Below are 18,108 nucleotides of genomic sequence, written 5' to 3' on the forward strand. Positions count from 1 at the left end.
ATGTTCGCAATTCTTCATAAAAAAGATAGTCACACCGTACTTTTAGATAAGTTAAAACATTTTGTAAGAAAGGAAAATTGGAGTAATGACCGTTTTGAAAAACTAAACGATTTATTGTACGAAGTTAGTTGTGATATGGAAAATGCTGCAATTTTAAAATCAGACATATTAGAGATTAGCACGAGTTTTAAGAAAGAATTTTTAGCGGAGACGCTACAAGGCCATGTGCTAAGAAGGCCCTACGGATATCCCGGTGATTTTATGTTGATAGATAAAATTTACACAGAATCTAAAACACGGAATACAGCCTTTAGAATATGGGACGAGTATTTTCAAAAACAAACAGTGCCCAAAGCCATACGTAATCGTAAAGAATATTTCAAAAAATTTATTGGAGACAAAAGTAAAGTCAATAAAGACTTGCAAATACTTAATGTCGCAAGTGGCTCCGGTAGAGAATTATTTGAATTGTATTCTGATCAGACAAATACTTGTAATATAAATACGACCTGTGTAGAGCTAGATGATTATGCTATTGCCTATTCAAAAGGGTTAAATACAGAATATAATCATCATATTGAATATATTCATAGTAATATATTTAATTATGATACAGACAAAAAACACAATGTTATTTGGTCTGCAGGGCTGTGTAATTATATTAATGATAATGCTTTGATTTTGTTATTGGAGTGTCTTAAAAACAAATTACTACCAAGTGGAGAAATAGTCCTAGGTAATTTTAATAAAGAAAATAATCCTAGTAGAAACTATTTAGAGATAATGGGAGACTGGCATCTCATCCATAGAACTGGAAAACAACTTTTGCATTTAGCGAAAAAGGCTGGTTTTTTAAATAGTCAAATTCGAATAGATCGCGAAGCATTAAATGTGTGTTTATTTTTACATATCAAAATATAATAGACTTCTTAATAGCTATCTTATCAAAACTGAAAAGTGGAACCTTTCCACTTTTCAGTTTTTTTATTTAGGCCGAATTTGCCCTTGTTGGTCTGCGTTAAAAACTATTTTCAATAGTACTGTTAACCTTTAGTTTTTTAAAACATCAAAAGAAAACTAAAGCGCAATATGATGAAAATTCTACTCACTTTTATTTTTCTACTTATCACACTTTCCACAGTTGGTCAAACGATGGCCAAGAATACTGTAAGTACAGCAGGTTTAATATTATCCAATGATTCTAATAGTATCAGTTTTACGATAGGTGAACCCATAGTAGGGTTAATAGCTGCTGATGAATCTGTAGATCAAGGTTTTTGGGCTGGATCACTTTTTGTAGAAACTATAACAGAAGACAAAGAACTAGGAGGTATTGTTGTTTATCCGAGTCCTATGGATAGCGAATTAAATATCCAAACAAACAATAATCCAATTTATGGTGTAACACTATTTACTGTAAATGGCATTATGGCTCTCAAAGAAAAAGTTGAGGCGGAGAATCTAGGGCATCAAATAGATGTTAGTCATTTGGCGAGTGGGGTTTATGTGCTTCGTTTGGCAATAGAGAACGATAAAGAAGAAAAACTATTTAAAGTCATTAAAAGATAACATCACCTGTAAAAGCTGCATTGCTGTGGTTTTTTTATGGGGCAAAACTTAGAAATTATGAAAGAAATTTACACTCCAATCATTTTAGTAATCACACTGTTTTTAAGTGCGATGGCGCTTGCTCAAGATGGGCAAAAGAATTTTATAAATTACCAAGGTGTAGCGCGAAATGCAGATCAGCAATTATTGATTAGTGAAACTATGACAATAGGTGTTACGTTAAAAGTTGGACCTTCAGATGCGAGTATCGAGTATGAAGAAAGTCATGATATTACCACAGATGCAAATGGTGTTTTTAGTCTTAAGATTGGTAATGGTGCAGTAATAAATGGCGATTTTAAAAGTTTGCCGTGGGGTGCAGGAGCAGCCTTAGCAACAATAACAATGAATGGTAGTGAGGTTGGGACAACAGAGATGATGGCAGTGCCATATGCGTTAAGTTCTGCCGACAATAAATGGCATACCATTGGAGATGATATCGAAAATAAAAATGGAGGCAATGTTTTTGTAACCGGATCGCTTTACGCTTCTAAAGATCTTTCATTGTCAGAGGGTGCAGCGATCAATGAATTTTCAACAGATGTTACATTGGCTGGTAACAGCGATGAAAAGGTGCCCACTCAGAAAGCAATAAAAACATATATCGATGGAAAACTTACAGGGGGAACTGTTGATGCAGATTCGGACCCAACTAATGAAATACAAACCTTAAGTTTTGATGCTGTGACAAACGTTTTAAGTCTTTCAGATGGTGGAACGGTAACAATACCTAGTGGAGGTACCGATGCAGATGCAGACCCAAATAATGAGATTCAAGATATTTCACTTTTAGGAACAGAATTAACAATAAGTAATGGGTCGACAATTGATTTAGCTCCTATAGTTCCACCAGGAGGAACGGACGATCAGAATGCGTCTGAAGTTTCGTTTGATAATACAGGTACTGGTCTTGCCGCAAGCGATACGCAAGCTGCGATTGAAGAATTGGCTTCAGGTGGGTTAGTAGATACAGATGATCAAGATTTATCACTTTCAGGTACTACCTTACAAATTACAGATGGCGCTAGTGTCGACCTTTCTACAATTATCCCGCCGGGAGGAACGGATAATCAAGAAGCATCCGAAGTTCCTTTTGATAATACAGGTACTGGTCTAGTTGCTAGTGATACGCAAGCAGCAATAGAAGAATTGGCTTCTGGTGGGTTGGTGGATACGGATGATCAAGATTTATCACTTTTAGGTACGACCCTACAAATTACAGATGGCGCTAGTGTCGACCTTTCTACAATTATCCCGCCGGGAGGAACGGATAATCAAGAAGCATCCGAAGTTCCTTTTGATAATACAGGTACTGGTCTAGCGGCTTTGAATACACAAGCAGCTATAGAGGAATTAGCTTCTGGCGGTTTGGTAGATACGGATGATCAAGGTTTGGTATTGACTGGGGATGTACTTTCTATTGAAGATGGTGACGGAAGTGTTGATCTAAGCGATTATTTTAATAGAACTACTCGACATGGTTTGTTAGTTGGTGATGACGGCATTGTTGATGGTTTAATGGGTACAGTTGATGGTCAAGTTGCAAAGTGGGATGCTGCGTTAGGTAATTGGGTTGCAGGTACAGATGAAACTGGTGGTGGCGGAAGTTCTTTGTGGTCGGAAAATGGTAGTGATATTTATTTCGATAGTGGGAAAGTGGGTATCGGTATAGATAATCCCGATGTAGATTTACACATTAATAGTACCAGTTTTAACCTGCTTAAATTAGAGACTTCAGGTGTTGATAATTGGGTGAGTTATCATACTCCTGCTGGCTATGTTGGGTATTCAGGTGTTTTCTATGGGAATAAGGATATGGATTTTGGAACAGGTGGAGGTAACAACACGGGTAAGGTACATTTGGTTACCAATGCAAATCCTAAAGTAACAGTAATCCCAAATGGAAACGTTGGTGTGGGTACCGTAAATCCTAGTACTAAATTAGATGTTGTTGGAGATGTCAAAATTTCGGGTGAGTTAAATAGAACTTCTACGGGCAATGCCAATATGGTACCCATTGCTTATGGAAATATAGATGATGATGGAAGTATTTATTCTGGTACTGGAAATTTCACAGTAATTAAAAATGGAGCAGGGAGATATCGAATTAAAATTGCAGGGGAAATATACAATTATAATATAGGTTATACTACAATCGCAACACGTAATACGGGTACTGTAGGATTTATAGGAATAAATGCTCTCGGAACAGATTTACTTGTTAATACAAAAGATATAACAGGAGTTAATACTGACGCCATGTTTATGTTTGTTGTTTATAAAAACTAGTGGGCCTCATTAAAAATGTAATAAATATTCATCAAATCTTCAAACCAAAAAGTATATTTAAAACATACTTTTTGGTTTGTTTTTTTAGACTGATTTTTACTTTAAAGCTAAACTTTTGATCAGGTCAATAAACATCACAAACCATCGTACATTTCAACAAGCAGTGTTAAAAACTTTGTAACTGTTTTGTGTTAACTGTCTTTCATCCAGCTGCTTTATTCTCCATATTTGTGTACACAACGGCTCAACAAGCACCCTTTCTTAACTAAAGTTTGAATTTGATTTTACTTTAATCAGCCTTTTTTCTCATTATTTTGAGAAAAAATTACAAGGCTAACAAGTAGTATGTGCGAGTGTTTTAATATGCTTAGTAGATGGTTGTAGTGTAAAATATAGTAGTTAAAAACAATAAAGAAATATGTCAACAGCAGTAGAACCTATTTTAGATAAAAATGAAGATCGATTTGTAATCTTCCCAATTCAACATCACGATTTATGGGAATGGTATAAAAAATGTGAAGCTTGTTTCTGGACGGCTGAAGAAATAGATTTAAGTGAAGATGTAAATGATTGGAATAATAAACTAAGTGATGATGAAAAATATTTCATCAAACATATATTGGCGTTTTTTGCGGCTTCTGACGGAATTGTAAATGAAAATTTGGCTGAAAATTTTGTGAGTGAAGTCCAGTATTCAGAAGCTAAGTTTTTCTATGGTTTTCAAATCATGATGGAGAACATACACTCAGAAACCTATTCACTTTTAATAGATACGTATGTAAAAGATGAAAAGGAAAAAAATATTCTATTTAAAGCAATTGAAAATTTTCCGGCAATCAAGAAAAAGGCAGATTGGGCTTTAAAATGGATAGATTCACCAAGTTTTGCTGAACGATTAATAGCTTTTGCGGCAGTTGAAGGTATTTTCTTTTCGGGTGCTTTTTGTTCTATATTTTGGTTGAAAAAAAGAGGGCTTATGCCAGGGCTCACTTTTTCAAATGAGTTAATTTCTAGAGACGAAGGTATGCATTGCGATTATGCGGTGCACTTGCATAACAAGCATTTGATTAATAAAGTGCCTAAAGAACGTATCACCCAAATTTTAACCAATGCCTTAGATATTGAAAGAGAATTTATTACAGAATCGTTGCCTGCTAGTCTAATTGGCATGAATTCTAAATTGATGACGCAATATCTAGAATTTGTGACAGATAGATTATTGGTTGAATTAGAATGTGATAAGGTATATAATGCCACAAACCCTTTTGATTTTATGGATATGATATCCTTACAAGGAAAAACAAATTTCTTTGAAAAACGAGTTTCTGAATATCAAAAGGCAGGCGTGTTGAATACAGATAAAGATGTTGATTCTCAGAAAATTAGTTTCGATGCTGATTTTTAATCGAGTTTAAAACCAATTAGTAACCTAAAAAAAAGAGACCCTATGTTCGTACTAAAAAGAGACGGTAAAAGAGAGCCGATGATGTTTGATAAGATTACCGCACGGGTACGAAAACTGTGTTATGGTCTTAATGAGCGTGTTGATCCTATTAAGGTTTCAATGCGGGTGATTGAAGGTTTGTACGATGGGGTTACAACTTCAGAGTTGGATAATCTTGCTGCTGAAATTGCTGCAACGATGACTACAACACATCCCGATTTTGCGAAATTGGCTGCTCGTATTTCGGTATCCAATTTACATAAGAATACAAAAAAATCCTTTTCTGAAACCATGGAGGATTTGTATAAATATGTAAATCCAAGAACAGGTAAAAAGGCGCCTTTGCTTTCAGATGAGGTTTTTAAGGTAATATCTGAAAATGCAGAACGGCTAGATTCAACAATTATTTATAATCGTGATTTTGGATATGACTATTTCGGATTTAAAACTTTAGAACGATCGTACCTTTTAAAGTTGAACGGTAAAATTGCAGAACGACCACAACACATGCTTATGCGTGTTTCAGTTGGTATTCATTTAAATGATTTAGATGCTGCTATTGAGACCTACGAATTAATGTCTAAAAAGTATTTTACACACGCCACACCAACTTTATTTAACTCGGGTACGCCAAAACCACAAATGTCTTCTTGTTTTCTTTTGGCAATGCAAGATGATAGTATCGAAGGTATTTATGATACGCTTAAGCAAACAGCAAAAATATCGCAAAGTGCTGGTGGCATAGGTCTTTCTATTCATAATGTGCGTGCCACTGGGTCTTATATTGCAGGCACCAACGGTACTTCTAACGGAGTTGTACCCATGTTACGTGTATTTAATGATACGGCTCGGTATGTTGATCAGGGAGGTGGAAAACGTAAAGGTAGTTTCGCGATTTATGTGGAACCATGGCATGCAGATATCTTCGATTTCCTTGATTTAAAAAAGAATCATGGTAAAGAAGAGATGCGGGCACGTGATTTATTTTATGCGATGTGGATTCCAGATCTTTTTATGAAAAGGGTAGAAGCTGATGCGGAATGGACACTTATGTGTCCCAATGAATGTCCTGGTCTTTTCACTCATCACAGCGAAGAGTTTGAAAAGTTATATCTCGGATACGAAACAGAAAATAAAGGTAGAAAAACAATAAAGGCAAGAGAGCTTTGGGAGAAGATTTTAGAATCTCAGATTGAAACAGGTACGCCATACATGTTGTATAAAGATGCTGCCAATCGTAAGAGTAACCAGAAAAATTTAGGAACAATTCGTTCTTCAAATCTATGTACCGAAATATTAGAATATACTTCACCAGATGAAGTTGCTGTATGTAATTTGGCATCCATAGCTCTGCCGATGTTTGTTAAAAATGGCGAATTCGACCATAAAGAATTGCATCGTGTTACCAAACGAGTAACTAAAAACTTGAATAGTGTAATCGATAGAAATTACTATCCGGTTAAAGAAGCAGAAAATTCGAATATGCGCCATCGTCCTGTTGGTTTGGGGGTGCAGGGCTTAGCAGATGTATTTATATTGTTGCGTTTACCTTTTACTAGTGATAAGGCTAAGGAACTAAATCAAGAAATCTTTGAAACTTTGTATTACGCTGCAGTAACAGCTTCCATGGAAGCGGCAAAAGAAGAAGGTCCGTATTCAACATATAAGGGTTCGCCAATTTCACAAGGTCTATTTCAACATAATTTGTGGAATATAAAAGATGAAGATTTATCCGGCAGATGGGATTGGGGTAAGTTACGTTCTCAAGTTAAAAAACATGGCGTTCGTAATTCACTTTTAGTAGCTCCAATGCCAACAGCATCTACCTCTCAGATATTAGGTAACAATGAATGTTTTGAGCCGTATACTTCTAATATTTATACGCGAAGAGTACTATCGGGCGAGTTTATAGTAGTAAACAAGCATTTATTAGAAGACTTAGTGAATCTTGGTCTTTGGAACGAAAGTTTAAAACAAGAATTAATGCGAGCCAATGGTTCGGTACAGCATATTGATGTAATTCCGACAGAAATTAAAGAATTGTATAAAACGGTTTGGGAGCTAAGTATGAAGGACATTATTGATATGAGTCGCCAACGAGGATATTTCATAGATCAGAGTCAGTCATTGAACTTATTCATGGAAAATGCCAATTATGGTAAGTTAACCTCAATGCATTTTTATGCTTGGAAAAGCGGACTAAAAACGGGTATGTACTACTTAAGAACGAAAGCTGCCGTAGATGCTATTAAGTTTACATTAGATAATACCAAGAAAAAAGAAGTACCTGTTAGTGTTGCAGCGGAAGCAGAAGTTGAAGCTGCAACTCCAGTAGCCGAGAATGCAAAAGAACTCGCCGTTAAAACAACACCAGTATCACAAGAAGAACCAAATGTAGAGCCAATGAGTGCTGAAGAAATGAAAGCATTAATAGCACAATCTAAAGCAGGTCAGGCAGATGATGATTGTTTAATGTGTGGGTCCTAGATCTAAATGAGATTACTTTGGTAAACGAAAGTAAAAATTTATGTACATAACAAAACCTCTGTTTTTACAGGGGTTTTTTCTTGTAAAAATTTATTAGTTTTAGAAAAGATGAATTTTGAATGCTAAGCTTGAGAAATAGTTGCTTTTCTTTACAGCTTGAAGGAATTATATCTTAAAAAAAGGAGAAATAAAAAAATACACAAAGAAATTGTGTAATAAAAGAGGAAAAGTAAAATGATTATTAAGCTTGTGTATTATTTTTTAATATACGGGCGCAACGCTACTGAAAACATATATGCAGCGATGTAAATCATTAAAATAATTAGATAATTGTCCATGTTTAGATAAATTTTGATAAACTATATACGTATAAGTAACGCAAATAGTTTATCAAAATTACACTAAATCGGAAAAAAGGTACTTTTTAACGAATGTTAGTAGGATTATGCCTCGCTTAGATTACCATTATTCTTCAAATTTGAATTTGAAAATTTGCGGTAATATAGTCTTCCAACAAAAAGTAATAAAACGTAAGCAGCAATTAAAAGATAAGGGACCATAGCATAAGTTTTAAATAGGTTATGATAGGATAACGGACGATTTGAGAATTATCTTATTTTTATAGTATGTTGTATGTCGAAAACGGTTAAAAAATTCGATGAAAGGTATTTTTGAACAATTAGTAGTCGATAAAATGCACAATTATTGCTGTAAACTACCTAAAAAGCAGAGTTAGCCTTTGTTTTAATTTAAAATTAAAAAGAGAATAATGAAGAAAAGAAAGATTATCCTTGATGAAAGTGAGATTCCTGAGAGTTGGTACAATATTGTTGCGGACATGCCCAATAAGCCTTTGCCTCCATTAAATCCTGGTACTTTAGAGCCTATAGGCCCGGAAGCATTAGCTCCTCTATTTCCAATGGCTCTTATTGAACAAGAAGTTAGCACAGAAAAGTGGATAACAATACCTGATGAAGTTCGAAATCTATATTCGTTATGGAGACCTACTCCACTATATAGAGCTTATGAGTTAGAGAAGGCTTTAGATACTCCAGCGAAGATATATTACAAGTATGAAGGCGTGAGTCCATCGGGATCTCATAAACCAAATACAGCTGTTCCTCAAGCTTACTATAGTAAGCAGGAGGGCGTTAAACGAATTACAACTGAAACGGGTGCTGGTCAGTGGGGTAGCGCATTAAGTTTTGCTTGTCAACATTTCGGAATAGAATGTGATGTATATATGGTTAAACTTTCCTACCATCATAAGCCGTATAGAAAGTCTATGATGAATGCTTGGGGTGCAAATGTTTTTGCATCACCAACAAATTTAACTGAGGCAGGTAGAAAGATATTAGCTGAAGATCCAGACAGCCCAGGTTCATTAGGGATTGCAATTTCAGAAGCTGTGGAAATGGCCGCTCAACGGGAAGACACCAAATACGCTTTAGGAAGTGTTTTAAACCATGTAAAATTACATCAGACTATTATTGGTCAAGAAGCAATTAAGCAAATGGAGAAAGCAGGCGATATGCCTGATATTGTAGTTGCGCCCTTTGGAGGTGGTTCAAATTTTGCAGGATTAGCATTTCCATTTTTAAGATTGAACTTAGAAGAAGGAAAAAACATAAGATGTATTGCCAGTGAGCCCACTTCCTGTCCTAAATTAACAAGAGGTGTATTTCGATATGATTTTGGAGACACGGGTGGAATGACACCTTTGCTACCGATGTATACTTTAGGTCATGACTTTGTACCTGCGCCAATTCATGCAGGTGGTTTGCGTTATCATGGAGCTGGGGTTATTGTTAGTCAGCTTTTAAAGGATAATCTAATAGAAGCAGTAGCTCATGATAATGTAGAAGTTTTTGAAGCTGGGGTACTTTTCGCAAAAACAGAAGGAATTATACCAGCGCCAGAAGCTACACATGGTATCGCGACCGTAATTGCAGAAGCAAAAAAATGCAAAGAAGAAGGTGTTTCTAAAACAATACTTTTCAATTTATGTGGGCATGGTAATTTTGATATGAAAGCTTATGATGATTATTTCGATGGTAAAATTGTAAAACACGAATTGTCACAAGAAGAAATCAATGCCTCAATAGCTAGATTAAATACTCCGGAAATACCGAATTAAATGTATTTGTAGTATTTAAATGAAAAAAGGGTTTCCAATGCGGAAACCCTTTTTTGTTTACTACTCTTTTAAATGTCACATAAAAGCATCTTCACTTTTATAAGCATCTATTACAGCTTGTTCTCCAGTTTTACCTTCTTTAGAGTTGCCGTGTTCCATGCCTAAAACTCCATCGAATCCTTTTTCATGAATCCATTTGAATACATTTTTATAATTTATTTCACCAGTTGTGGGTTCCTTTCTTCCGGGATTGTCTCCTATTTGAATGTAGGCAACTTCATCCCAAGTTAGACCCATGTTATGTATTAAATGACCTTCGGTCTTTTGCATATGATAAATGTCAAAAAGAATTTTGCATGAAGGGCTATCTACTCCTTTACAAATCATGTACGTCTGATCTGAATTTTGTAAGTATAAATCAGGAGAATCAGAAAGTGGTTCTAATACCATCACCAATCCATGTGGCTCTAATATTTCAGCACCTCTTTTTAGTGCTTCAATTACATTGCCATCTTGTACGCCAATTGGTAGTTTTCTTTCGAAACCACCAGGCACAACGGTCATCCATTTTGCATTCACACGTTTTGCAGTTTCCACAGCTTTTCTGCATCCATCTAAAAAGATATCAATATATTCTTGTTTTCCGGCTGCCAGTGTATTTGTCATATTACCGCCTTTGTCAATTACAAAAACACCCATTGTCATTCCGCGTTTCGCTAAAGTCTCACCCATTTTGGTTTGCAGAGCTATATCGCGTTTCATCATTCCATTATCTTCAAAAGCCGTAAAACCTTGATCAGCCATGAAATTAATTTGATCAATTGGATCATCACCAGCCAATCCTTTAAACATGCCCAAATGAGGTGCATATTTTAGATTGAATTTATGCGCTGCAGATGTTTCTGCTAAGTTAGCATGTGATAGAACGCCAGTCATAGAAAGCGCACCAGTTGTTAGCGCAGTTTTTTGAATAAAACTTCTTCTTTTCATTTTCATCTTTGTTTACAATGACCACGCTTTACCGCCGGTTAATTCTGTTAGATCACCACAACCTATAAATTCACCTGGTATTGGTAAATAGGCTAGGACTTTTTCTCCAACATATTCCGAACTCTTATAACCCCAAATTGTCATACCTCGCAATTCACTGGCAAAGGCATATGCTGCTGCATCATCACTTAATTCTGCTTTTGCATAAGCGACAATTGCTTTGTTGTAATCAGCTATAGCCTCAGAATTTTGATCTTGTTGTTCTTTAGAAACTTTTAATGTACTTGCTAATGTAACCTCTAATTCTTCAGTGCTTAAATCACCAGCCTTTTCTTTGCTAGCAGTTTTTAGTGCTTTGCTTAGAAATTTATCCATAGACATTTTTAAAAAGTCTTGCTTTTCTTTGTCCATTACCTCATTTGCAAACTTGTCAATAAATATATGGACTTGAAGTTCTGAAGCAGATGGCGTATCTGTTGCAGGTAATATGATGTCTACCAATTTTGTTATAGCTGCACCTTGATCAGCGGTTAAAAAATCGGGAGTCCAAGTAACAGCATTTTCGCCTTTACAACTTTGTACTATACTTAATAATATAGGGGTGGCAATGGTGTAACCCAATGCCGCGCCCATATTCTTGAGTGCTTTTCTTCTATCCATTATATATTTCCTTTTTTAAGTTGCGCAACCGCATGGTTAGCAGCACGGGCAGTAAATGCCATATAAGTTAATGATGGGTTTACACAAGCAGCGGACGTCATAAAAGCTCCATCTGTTACATAAACATTAGCAACATCATGTAATTGATTATTTCCGTTTAATACTGAAGTCTTTTTGTCGCGACCCATTCGAGCGGTACCCATTTCATGAATTCCTAGCCCTAATCCGGTAGGTCCGTCATGACCTTCAACATCTTTAAACCCTGCTTTTTCTAACATTTCAACAGCAGAATTTTGCATGTCTTTACGCATGTTAAATTCGTTTTCTTGTAAATCGGCATCAAAAGTAACAGTAGGTAATCCCCATGCATCTTTCTTGTCGTAATCCAATGTCATTCTATTGTCTTCGTACGGAAGTACTTCACCAAAACCGCCAATACCCATTCTCCATCCTCCTGGTTTTTCAACAGCATTTTTTAAATCTTTTCCATAAGCTAATTCAGCAACTAAATCTTCCCAGTTGCCTCTGCTGGCACCACCTTGGTAGCCGAAGCCTCTTTTGTAGTCGGTTCTATTAGTTTTACCACCAATATTTCTAAAACGTGGAATGTAAACACCATTAGGTCTTCTGCCTTTATAATATTTATCATCAAAACCGTCGAATTTTCCTGAAGCCCCTACACCTAAATGGTGGTCCATTATGTTGCGTCCTAATTGGTCAGAGTCATTACCCATACCATTAGGAAAACGATCAGATTTAGATTGCATTAAAATAGAAGCGGAAGCAATTGCAGATGCGCAAAGGAAAATTACTTTTGCCTTAAATTCATGTGTTTCTTTAGTAATTCTATCAATTACCTTAACACCAACAGCTTTTTTGGTGTCGGCATCATAAATAATTTCATGAACAATAGAATCGGGTCTTAGTGTTAAATTGCCCGTAGCTTCAGCGGCAGGTAAAGTAGATGAAAGGCTGCTAAAATAACCTCCAAAAGGACAACCACGAATACATCGATTTCTATATTGACATTTAGTTCTTCCATCAAAATTCTTTGTGCCCGTAATGTGTGCAACACGACCGATGGTTACAGGTCTATCTTCAAAACCTGCTTTTACTTGCTCTTTAAAATGCTCTTCTACACAATTTAATTCCATTTGTGGTAAAAAATTACTGTCAGGTAGTTGCGGAAGGTTTAATGCCTCACCACTAACACCAATGTAATCTTCTACTTTGGCATACCAAGGTGCAATATCTTTATAACGTACTGGCCAATCTACAGCTACACCATCATTTTTATTTGCGCCAAAATCCAAATCACTCCAACGATAACTTTGACGGCCCCATTGTAATGAACGTCCACCAACATGATAGCCACGCATCCAATCAAATCGTCTTATTTCGTTATAAGGGTGTTCTAAATCATTTACGAACCACATTTTGCTAGCACCATTGGTAGTGTAGCCAGTCCTATTTTGCTTCTCTTGTTTCGCAATATCTTCCTGGGTAGGTTTACCTGCGTTTGGAAAATCCCAAGGGTCCATATTTGCTGTTTCGTAGTCGTCGATATGTTTTACCATTCTACCACGCTCTAATACTAGGGTTTTTAAACCGTTTTCACAGAGTTCTTTGGCGGCCCATCCTCCACTAATTCCTGAGCCTACAACTATAGCATCATAAGAATCTTGTTCCTCGTTATAATAGAATTTATTCATGTATAAATTGTTTATCGTCTAAATTTATTAAATATTAAATTAAATTTCTACATTTAAACCTTAAGTCTTTTGAATATTCGTCAATATACTAAAAGTTTAAATGAATATTTTTAAGGTTTTTTTATATAGTTAATGTTTCAACAAATTTTAATTCACACTAATAATTATTATGAAAGTAAAGAACGTTTTTAGATTTTATTCAGTTGTTGCTATTGTGCTTTTAGCTACAATTACATTCGCATGCAAAGAGAAAAAGAAGGATGCAGATACGCCCGCATTAGAAGAAGTGAGTAAAGAGTCAACAGCGCCTTTTTTTAAACTTTCATTGGCACAATGGTCAATTCATAATATGATAAAAGAAGATAAGGTGGATCCATACACTTTTGCAGAAAAAGCAAAAAAATGGGGTTTTACTGGATTGGAATATGTAAGTCAGTTATATCCTGCAGATTTAGAAAATAATGAATATTCACCTGAAGCTATGGCTGCATTTGTTGAAAAATCTAACGCAGAGGCCAAAAAGCATGGTATGCAGAATGTGTTAATTATGATTGATAGACAAGGTGATCTTGCTGTTAGTGATAAAACTGAACGCGATGCAGCTGTTGAACGGCATTATAAATGGGTAGATGCTGCGGCGGATATGGGTTGCCATGCAATTCGCGTAAATTTAAATGGAGAATCAGACCCTATTAAATGGCATGCCAATTCGGTTGATGGATTAACTAAACTTGCGACCTATGCTAAAACTAAGAATATTGAAATTTTAGTAGAAAACCATGGCGGTCTTTCTTCAAACGGAGCAATGCATGCGGCAGTTATGGAAGAAGTGAATATGGATAATTGTGGAAGTTTACCAGATTTCGGCAACTTTTGCATTACTAGAAAAGAAGATAGTTGGGATTGTGCAGAGATGTATGATATATATAAAGGAGTAACTGAATTAATGCCTCATGCAATGGCAGTAAGTGCAAAGTCTAATGTTTTTGATGCGAATGGTAATGAGGTGAACATTGATTATAAGAAAATGCTTCAAATCGTAAAAGATGCAGGTTATACGGGTTATATAGGTGTTGAATATGAAGGTAAAGAATTGGGTGAAGAAGCTGGTATTATAGCTACAAGAGATTTAATGTTGAAAGTGGCAAAAGAATTGAACTAAATGAAATAATTGTATAACGTAACGAAGTTTTGACTTTGTTAAATTTACTTAAGTAGAAGAATTCATATAAGTGTAAATCGCTTATTTCCCCCTGATACGGAACTACAGAAGTTAAAATTTTATAAGTAGATGAAAGTCTTTTTTAATCAGCTTTTTGATTATAATTTTTATTGTAATAAAAAAATTATTGAATTGTGCACAGATGAATCAAATGTGTCTGAAAAAACTGTTGAGTTGTTTTCGCATATTTTAAATGCACACCACATCTGGAATTCGAGAATTATTGGACAGCAAACCGAGTTTGATGTATGGCAAATTCATGCTATATCTAATTGGGATGATATTCATTATGAAAATCAGAGATGTTCATTTGACATAACATCGAATGCAGATAATTTCGAAAAAAGAATAGATTATGAAAACTCTCAAGGGCGTCTTTTTACAAATAATCTAAAGGATGTTTTATTCCATGTAATTAATCATTCGACTCATCATAGAGCGCAGATTATGATGAAGTTAAGACAAGATGATAAAGAGCCTGTTCCTTTAGATTATGTTTTTTATAAACGATAAATAGTAAATATGAACCCCAGAATTAGGGTACAACTTTCAGTAATGATGTTCCTAGAATTTTTTATTTGGGGAGGTTGGTTTGTTACCCTGGGATCTTATTTAAGTAATAATCTGAACGCAACGGGAGTTGAAACCGGAATGGCTTTTTCAACACAATCTTGGGGCGCAATAATTGCACCGTTCATAGTAGGATTAATAGCTGATCGTTATTTTAATGCGGAAAAAATACTTGGAATACTCCATATTGCTGGCGCTGTATTAATGTATCAAATGTCTCAAACGGTTGAGTTTAATTATTTCTATCCCTATGTGCTTGGGTATATGATTTTGTATATGCCAACCTTGGCCTTGGTTAATTCAATTTCTTTTAGGCAACTAAATAATCCGAGTAAAGAATTTCCATTTGTTCGTGTATTTGGTACCGCAGGATGGATAATTGCGGGTTGGGTAATAAGTTTTGGTTTTCAGTGGGATTCTATAGAGAATATTGGGCAAGGGGCCTTGTCTAATACTTTTCTAATGGTAGCAATTGCATCAGCTTTACTTGGCTTATTTAGTTTTACTTTGCCAAAAACACCCCCTACCGCAAAACGTGATGGAAAAGTAAGTATTTCTGATATTCTAGGTCTCGATGCTTTAAAATTACTACGCGATAGAAATTTTTTAATTTTCTTTCTTTCTTCTATATTAATATGTATTCCTTTAGCATTTTATTATCAAAATCTAAGTTTATTTTTAACAGAATATAAAGTTGAAAATTCTACCACATGGGCAACTTTAGGGCAAGTTTCAGAAGTAATGTTTATGTTGTTACTGCCTTTTTTCTTTAAACAATATGGGTTTAAGAAAACAATACTTTTTGGAATGTTTGCCTGGGGTATACGTTATCTTTTATTTGCTTTTGGGAATGCTGGAGATTTGTTTTTTATGTTGATAATAGGGATTGCTTTACATGGTATTTGCTATGATTTTTTCTTTGTGTCTGGTCAAATTTATACAGATTCTAAAGCAGGAGAAAAAGTTAAAAGTGCAGCCCAAGGTTTAATTACGTTAGCAACTTACGGGGTCGGAATGCTTATTGGGTATTGGGTTGCAGGAATAATTTCTGATGAATTTTTAATCTCAGATAATGTACATAGCTGGAAAGAAATATGGATTTTCCCCGCGATTTTTGCAGGAGCGGTTTTTGTGATATTTTTGTTTTTCTTTAAAAACGAAGAAATTGAATACAATACGTAGCTTTGAATTACGATTGATTAAGAGATATAATATATAACATTAATATTTTAGTACTATGCCAAAGAAAATAAGGTTAGGAGTTTTAGGAGGAGGCGGAGATTCTCTAATAGGAGTTTTACATAGAGTGGCTTCTCAAATAAATGATAATTATGAAATAGTTGGAGCTTGCTTTAATCCAGATTTTAAAGCTAATAAGGCATTTGCTCGTGAAATTGATGTTCCATTAAATAGAATTTACGAAGATTTTGATACCTTGGTAGAAGAAGAGCTAAAACTACCGGAAGATGAGAGAATACAAGTTTGTTCTATTCTAACTCCAAATTTTTTGCACTTTCCTATGGCCAAGAAATTGCTTGATAATGGATTTAGTGTAATCTGTGAAAAGCCAATGACAACTTCGCTTGCAGAGGCTAAAATTCTTCAGAAGGCTCATGCTAAATCAGGAAAAGTTTTTGCATTAACACATACGTATACGGGGTACCCTATGGTTCGTCAAATGCGCGAAATGATAAAATCTGGTGCTTTGGGTAAAATACATAAAGTAGATGCTAAGTATTACCAAGGATGGATAAATACAATAATTCACGACAAGAAAAAGCGTTCTTCTGTTTGGAGATTAGATCCTAAAAAAGCAGGCATTAGTTCATGTATGGGTGATATAGGTGTTCATGCTTTTAATCTAGTTGAATATACGACAGGCTTAAAAGTAAAGTCCATATTATGTGATTTTAATTATTTATATAAGGATAATAAAATGGACATAGATGGCACCGTATTAATTCGTATGGATGATCATGTAAAAGGTGTGATACGAAGTAGTCAAGTAGCTACTGGTGATGAAAACGGATTGGCTATTTCAATATACGGTGAAAAAGCTTCATTGCATTGGGAACAAGAAGATCCAAATTTCTTATATGTTAAGAGTGATACACAGCCTATGCAAGTGTATAAGCCAGGACATGCGTATAACTCTAAATTGTCATTAGATGGAACGAAATTACCTGCTGGTCACCCAGAAGGAATTTTCGATTCTATGGCCAATATCTATTTAGGGGCTGCAAAGGCAATTAGAGGTAAAAAATATAACGATGGTGAATTTCCAACAATGGAAGACGGTGTTCGTGGTATGAACTTTATTGAGGCTACTGTTGAATCTAACAAGAATAATAATACTTGGGTGAAATTGATAAAATAACTATATCACTCTTGTAAGTAAAAAAGCCTGCTAATTTAATTAGCAGGCTTTTTTACTTCTTTAAGCAATTGTTTATTTTTTTCGTTCAAAAACTTTTGTAAAATATTGACAAACAACAATCATACTTTCACGAGGTACACGTTCAAATTGTGCTAACTCACGAGTGTAATAATCCCAATGAGTTTTTTTCCAATAGGCTAATGATTTATCACCCTCACCTTCAATTTGAGCATATTCTTCATCGATACTAAAAAAAGGTTTTAGTACCACTTTAGTGGTTTCAATAATACACTGTGCCTCACCAGCCCAATTTGTAACTACGGCAAAATCACCTATTTTAGGTAGTCTTTCATTTCTATTTTGCAACCCTAATAATGAGTCTGTAGTAGCCTTTTTTATACCATCTTTTACTAATTGAGCACATTGATTAGCATCGTGTTCGTTATCGCAAAAGTGTATGGTTTTAGGAGCTTCGTGAAAGACATCCTCAAGGTGATTTTTTAGATAATCTCCCCACATGTTATTGGCTGATGTGTTTTCCATGAAATCTAAACGTATTGTATTTGTTTAATATTGTCAATTTTGCTTTTCAAAACGCCCTTTTTCTACAAA

The 18,108-nt window shown here is 35.2% G+C and carries 14 protein-coding genes; 10 read left to right on the forward strand and 4 right to left on the reverse strand.

Translation table 11 applies throughout. From position 1 onward, the window contains the following. The 6 genes from UH7x_RS08430 to UH7x_RS08455 all read left to right on the forward strand — a co-directional run bounded on the left by UH7x_RS08430 (position 1) and on the right by UH7x_RS08455 (position 9,965). Entirely contained in the window at positions 1-921 is a 921-nt protein-coding gene (locus tag UH7x_RS08430; RefSeq protein WP_482363284.1) for a hypothetical protein, read from the forward strand. 171 nt (positions 922-1,092) lie between these two features. Beyond that, positions 1,093-1,569: a T9SS type A sorting domain-containing protein gene (locus UH7x_RS08435; protein ID WP_482363285.1), complete on the forward strand. Its 477-nt coding sequence runs from the start codon at positions 1,093-1,095 to the stop codon at positions 1,567-1,569. Between the two features lie 57 nt (positions 1,570-1,626). After that, positions 1,627-3,897 carry a hypothetical protein gene (locus UH7x_RS08440; protein WP_482363286.1) on the forward strand — a complete coding sequence of 757 codons (2,271 nt, stop codon included), beginning with the start codon at positions 1,627-1,629 and terminating at the stop codon, positions 3,895-3,897. A gap of 418 nt (positions 3,898-4,315) precedes the next feature. Next, complete coding sequence (locus UH7x_RS08445) at positions 4,316-5,302, forward strand: ribonucleotide-diphosphate reductase subunit beta (RefSeq protein ID WP_482363287.1); 987 nt, start codon at positions 4,316-4,318, stop codon at positions 5,300-5,302. Positions 5,303-5,344: 42 nt separating this feature from the next. After that, positions 5,345-7,828 (forward strand): ribonucleoside-diphosphate reductase subunit alpha, encoded by a 2,484-nt coding sequence (locus tag UH7x_RS08450; RefSeq protein ID WP_482363288.1) that lies wholly within the window; start codon positions 5,345-5,347, stop codon positions 7,826-7,828. Positions 7,829-8,597: 769 nt separating this feature from the next. Then, complete coding sequence (locus tag UH7x_RS08455; RefSeq protein WP_482363289.1) at positions 8,598-9,965, forward strand: TrpB-like pyridoxal phosphate-dependent enzyme; 1,368 nt, start codon at positions 8,598-8,600, stop codon at positions 9,963-9,965. 75 nt (positions 9,966-10,040) lie between these two features. Here UH7x_RS08455 and UH7x_RS08460 read toward each other — a convergent pair whose 3' ends face one another. From UH7x_RS08460 to UH7x_RS08470, 3 genes are read right to left on the reverse strand one after another with little or no spacing between them, the layout of a single operon-like run. Further along, positions 10,041-10,955 (reverse strand): hydroxypyruvate isomerase family protein, encoded by a 915-nt coding sequence (locus tag UH7x_RS08460; protein ID WP_482363290.1) that lies wholly within the window; start codon positions 10,953-10,955, stop codon positions 10,041-10,043. Between the two features lie 12 nt (positions 10,956-10,967). Further along, positions 10,968-11,615 carry a gluconate 2-dehydrogenase subunit 3 family protein gene (locus UH7x_RS08465; RefSeq protein ID WP_482363291.1) on the reverse strand — a complete coding sequence of 216 codons (648 nt, stop codon included), beginning with the start codon at positions 11,613-11,615 and terminating at the stop codon, positions 10,968-10,970. Next, positions 11,615-13,327, reverse strand: a complete 1,713-nt coding sequence (locus UH7x_RS08470) for a GMC oxidoreductase (RefSeq protein WP_482363292.1) — start codon at positions 13,325-13,327, stop codon at positions 11,615-11,617. Before UH7x_RS08470 ends, UH7x_RS08465 begins: the two co-directional genes overlap by 1 nt. Before the next feature lie 169 nt (positions 13,328-13,496). Between UH7x_RS08470 and UH7x_RS08475 the strand changes: the two genes are divergently transcribed. The 4 genes from UH7x_RS08475 (at position 13,497) to UH7x_RS08490 (ending at position 17,496) form a co-directional block, all read left to right on the forward strand. Continuing rightward, on the forward strand, positions 13,497-14,489 hold the full coding sequence (locus UH7x_RS08475) for a sugar phosphate isomerase/epimerase family protein (protein WP_482363293.1): 993 nt from the start codon (positions 13,497-13,499) through the stop codon (positions 14,487-14,489). 129 nt (positions 14,490-14,618) lie between these two features. Beyond that, positions 14,619-15,062, forward strand: coding sequence for a DinB family protein (locus tag UH7x_RS08480; RefSeq protein ID WP_482363294.1), 444 nt, complete (start codon positions 14,619-14,621; stop codon positions 15,060-15,062). A 9-nt stretch (positions 15,063-15,071) separates the two neighbouring features. Beyond that, entirely contained in the window at positions 15,072-16,301 is a 1,230-nt protein-coding gene (locus UH7x_RS08485; RefSeq protein WP_482363295.1) for a nucleoside permease, read from the forward strand. A gap of 55 nt (positions 16,302-16,356) precedes the next feature. Next, the gene (locus tag UH7x_RS08490; protein ID WP_482363296.1) at positions 16,357-17,496 is read left to right on the forward strand and encodes a Gfo/Idh/MocA family protein; all 1,140 of its coding nucleotides are present in this window, start codon (positions 16,357-16,359) and stop codon (positions 17,494-17,496) included. Between the two features lie 72 nt (positions 17,497-17,568). Here the strand turns inward: UH7x_RS08490 and UH7x_RS08495 are convergent, their stop codons facing one another. Continuing rightward, positions 17,569-18,039: an ASCH domain-containing protein gene (locus UH7x_RS08495; protein WP_482363297.1), complete on the reverse strand. Its 471-nt coding sequence runs from the start codon at positions 18,037-18,039 to the stop codon at positions 17,569-17,571. Positions 18,040-18,108 lie beyond the last annotated feature (69 nt).

It is taken from the genome of Aurantibacter sp. UH7 (assembly GCF_056839165.1).

What these genes read in the sequence shown, in the direction of transcription:
- UH7x_RS08430 (WP_482363284.1), top strand. Translation starts at nt 1, where the DNA reads ATGTTCGCAATTCTTCATAAAAAAGATAGTCACACCGTACTTTTAGAT.
- UH7x_RS08435 (WP_482363285.1), top strand. Translation starts at nt 1,093, where the DNA reads ATGAAAATTCTACTCACTTTTATTTTTCTACTTATCACACTTTCCACA.
- UH7x_RS08440 (WP_482363286.1), top strand. Translation starts at nt 1,627, where the DNA reads ATGAAAGAAATTTACACTCCAATCATTTTAGTAATCACACTGTTTTTA.
- UH7x_RS08445 (WP_482363287.1), top strand. Translation starts at nt 4,316, where the DNA reads ATGTCAACAGCAGTAGAACCTATTTTAGATAAAAATGAAGATCGATTT.
- UH7x_RS08450 (WP_482363288.1), top strand. Translation starts at nt 5,345, where the DNA reads ATGTTCGTACTAAAAAGAGACGGTAAAAGAGAGCCGATGATGTTTGAT.
- UH7x_RS08455 (WP_482363289.1), top strand. Translation starts at nt 8,598, where the DNA reads ATGAAGAAAAGAAAGATTATCCTTGATGAAAGTGAGATTCCTGAGAGT.
- UH7x_RS08460 (WP_482363290.1), bottom strand. Translation starts at nt 10,955, where the DNA reads ATGAAAAGAAGAAGTTTTATTCAAAAAACTGCGCTAACAACTGGTGCG.
- UH7x_RS08465 (WP_482363291.1), bottom strand. Translation starts at nt 11,615, where the DNA reads ATGGATAGAAGAAAAGCACTCAAGAATATGGGCGCGGCATTGGGTTAC.
- UH7x_RS08470 (WP_482363292.1), bottom strand. Translation starts at nt 13,327, where the DNA reads ATGAATAAATTCTATTATAACGAGGAACAAGATTCTTATGATGCTATA.
- UH7x_RS08475 (WP_482363293.1), top strand. Translation starts at nt 13,497, where the DNA reads ATGAAAGTAAAGAACGTTTTTAGATTTTATTCAGTTGTTGCTATTGTG.
- UH7x_RS08480 (WP_482363294.1), top strand. Translation starts at nt 14,619, where the DNA reads ATGAAAGTCTTTTTTAATCAGCTTTTTGATTATAATTTTTATTGTAAT.
- UH7x_RS08485 (WP_482363295.1), top strand. Translation starts at nt 15,072, where the DNA reads ATGAACCCCAGAATTAGGGTACAACTTTCAGTAATGATGTTCCTAGAA.
- UH7x_RS08490 (WP_482363296.1), top strand. Translation starts at nt 16,357, where the DNA reads ATGCCAAAGAAAATAAGGTTAGGAGTTTTAGGAGGAGGCGGAGATTCT.
- UH7x_RS08495 (WP_482363297.1), bottom strand. Translation starts at nt 18,039, where the DNA reads ATGGAAAACACATCAGCCAATAACATGTGGGGAGATTATCTAAAAAAT.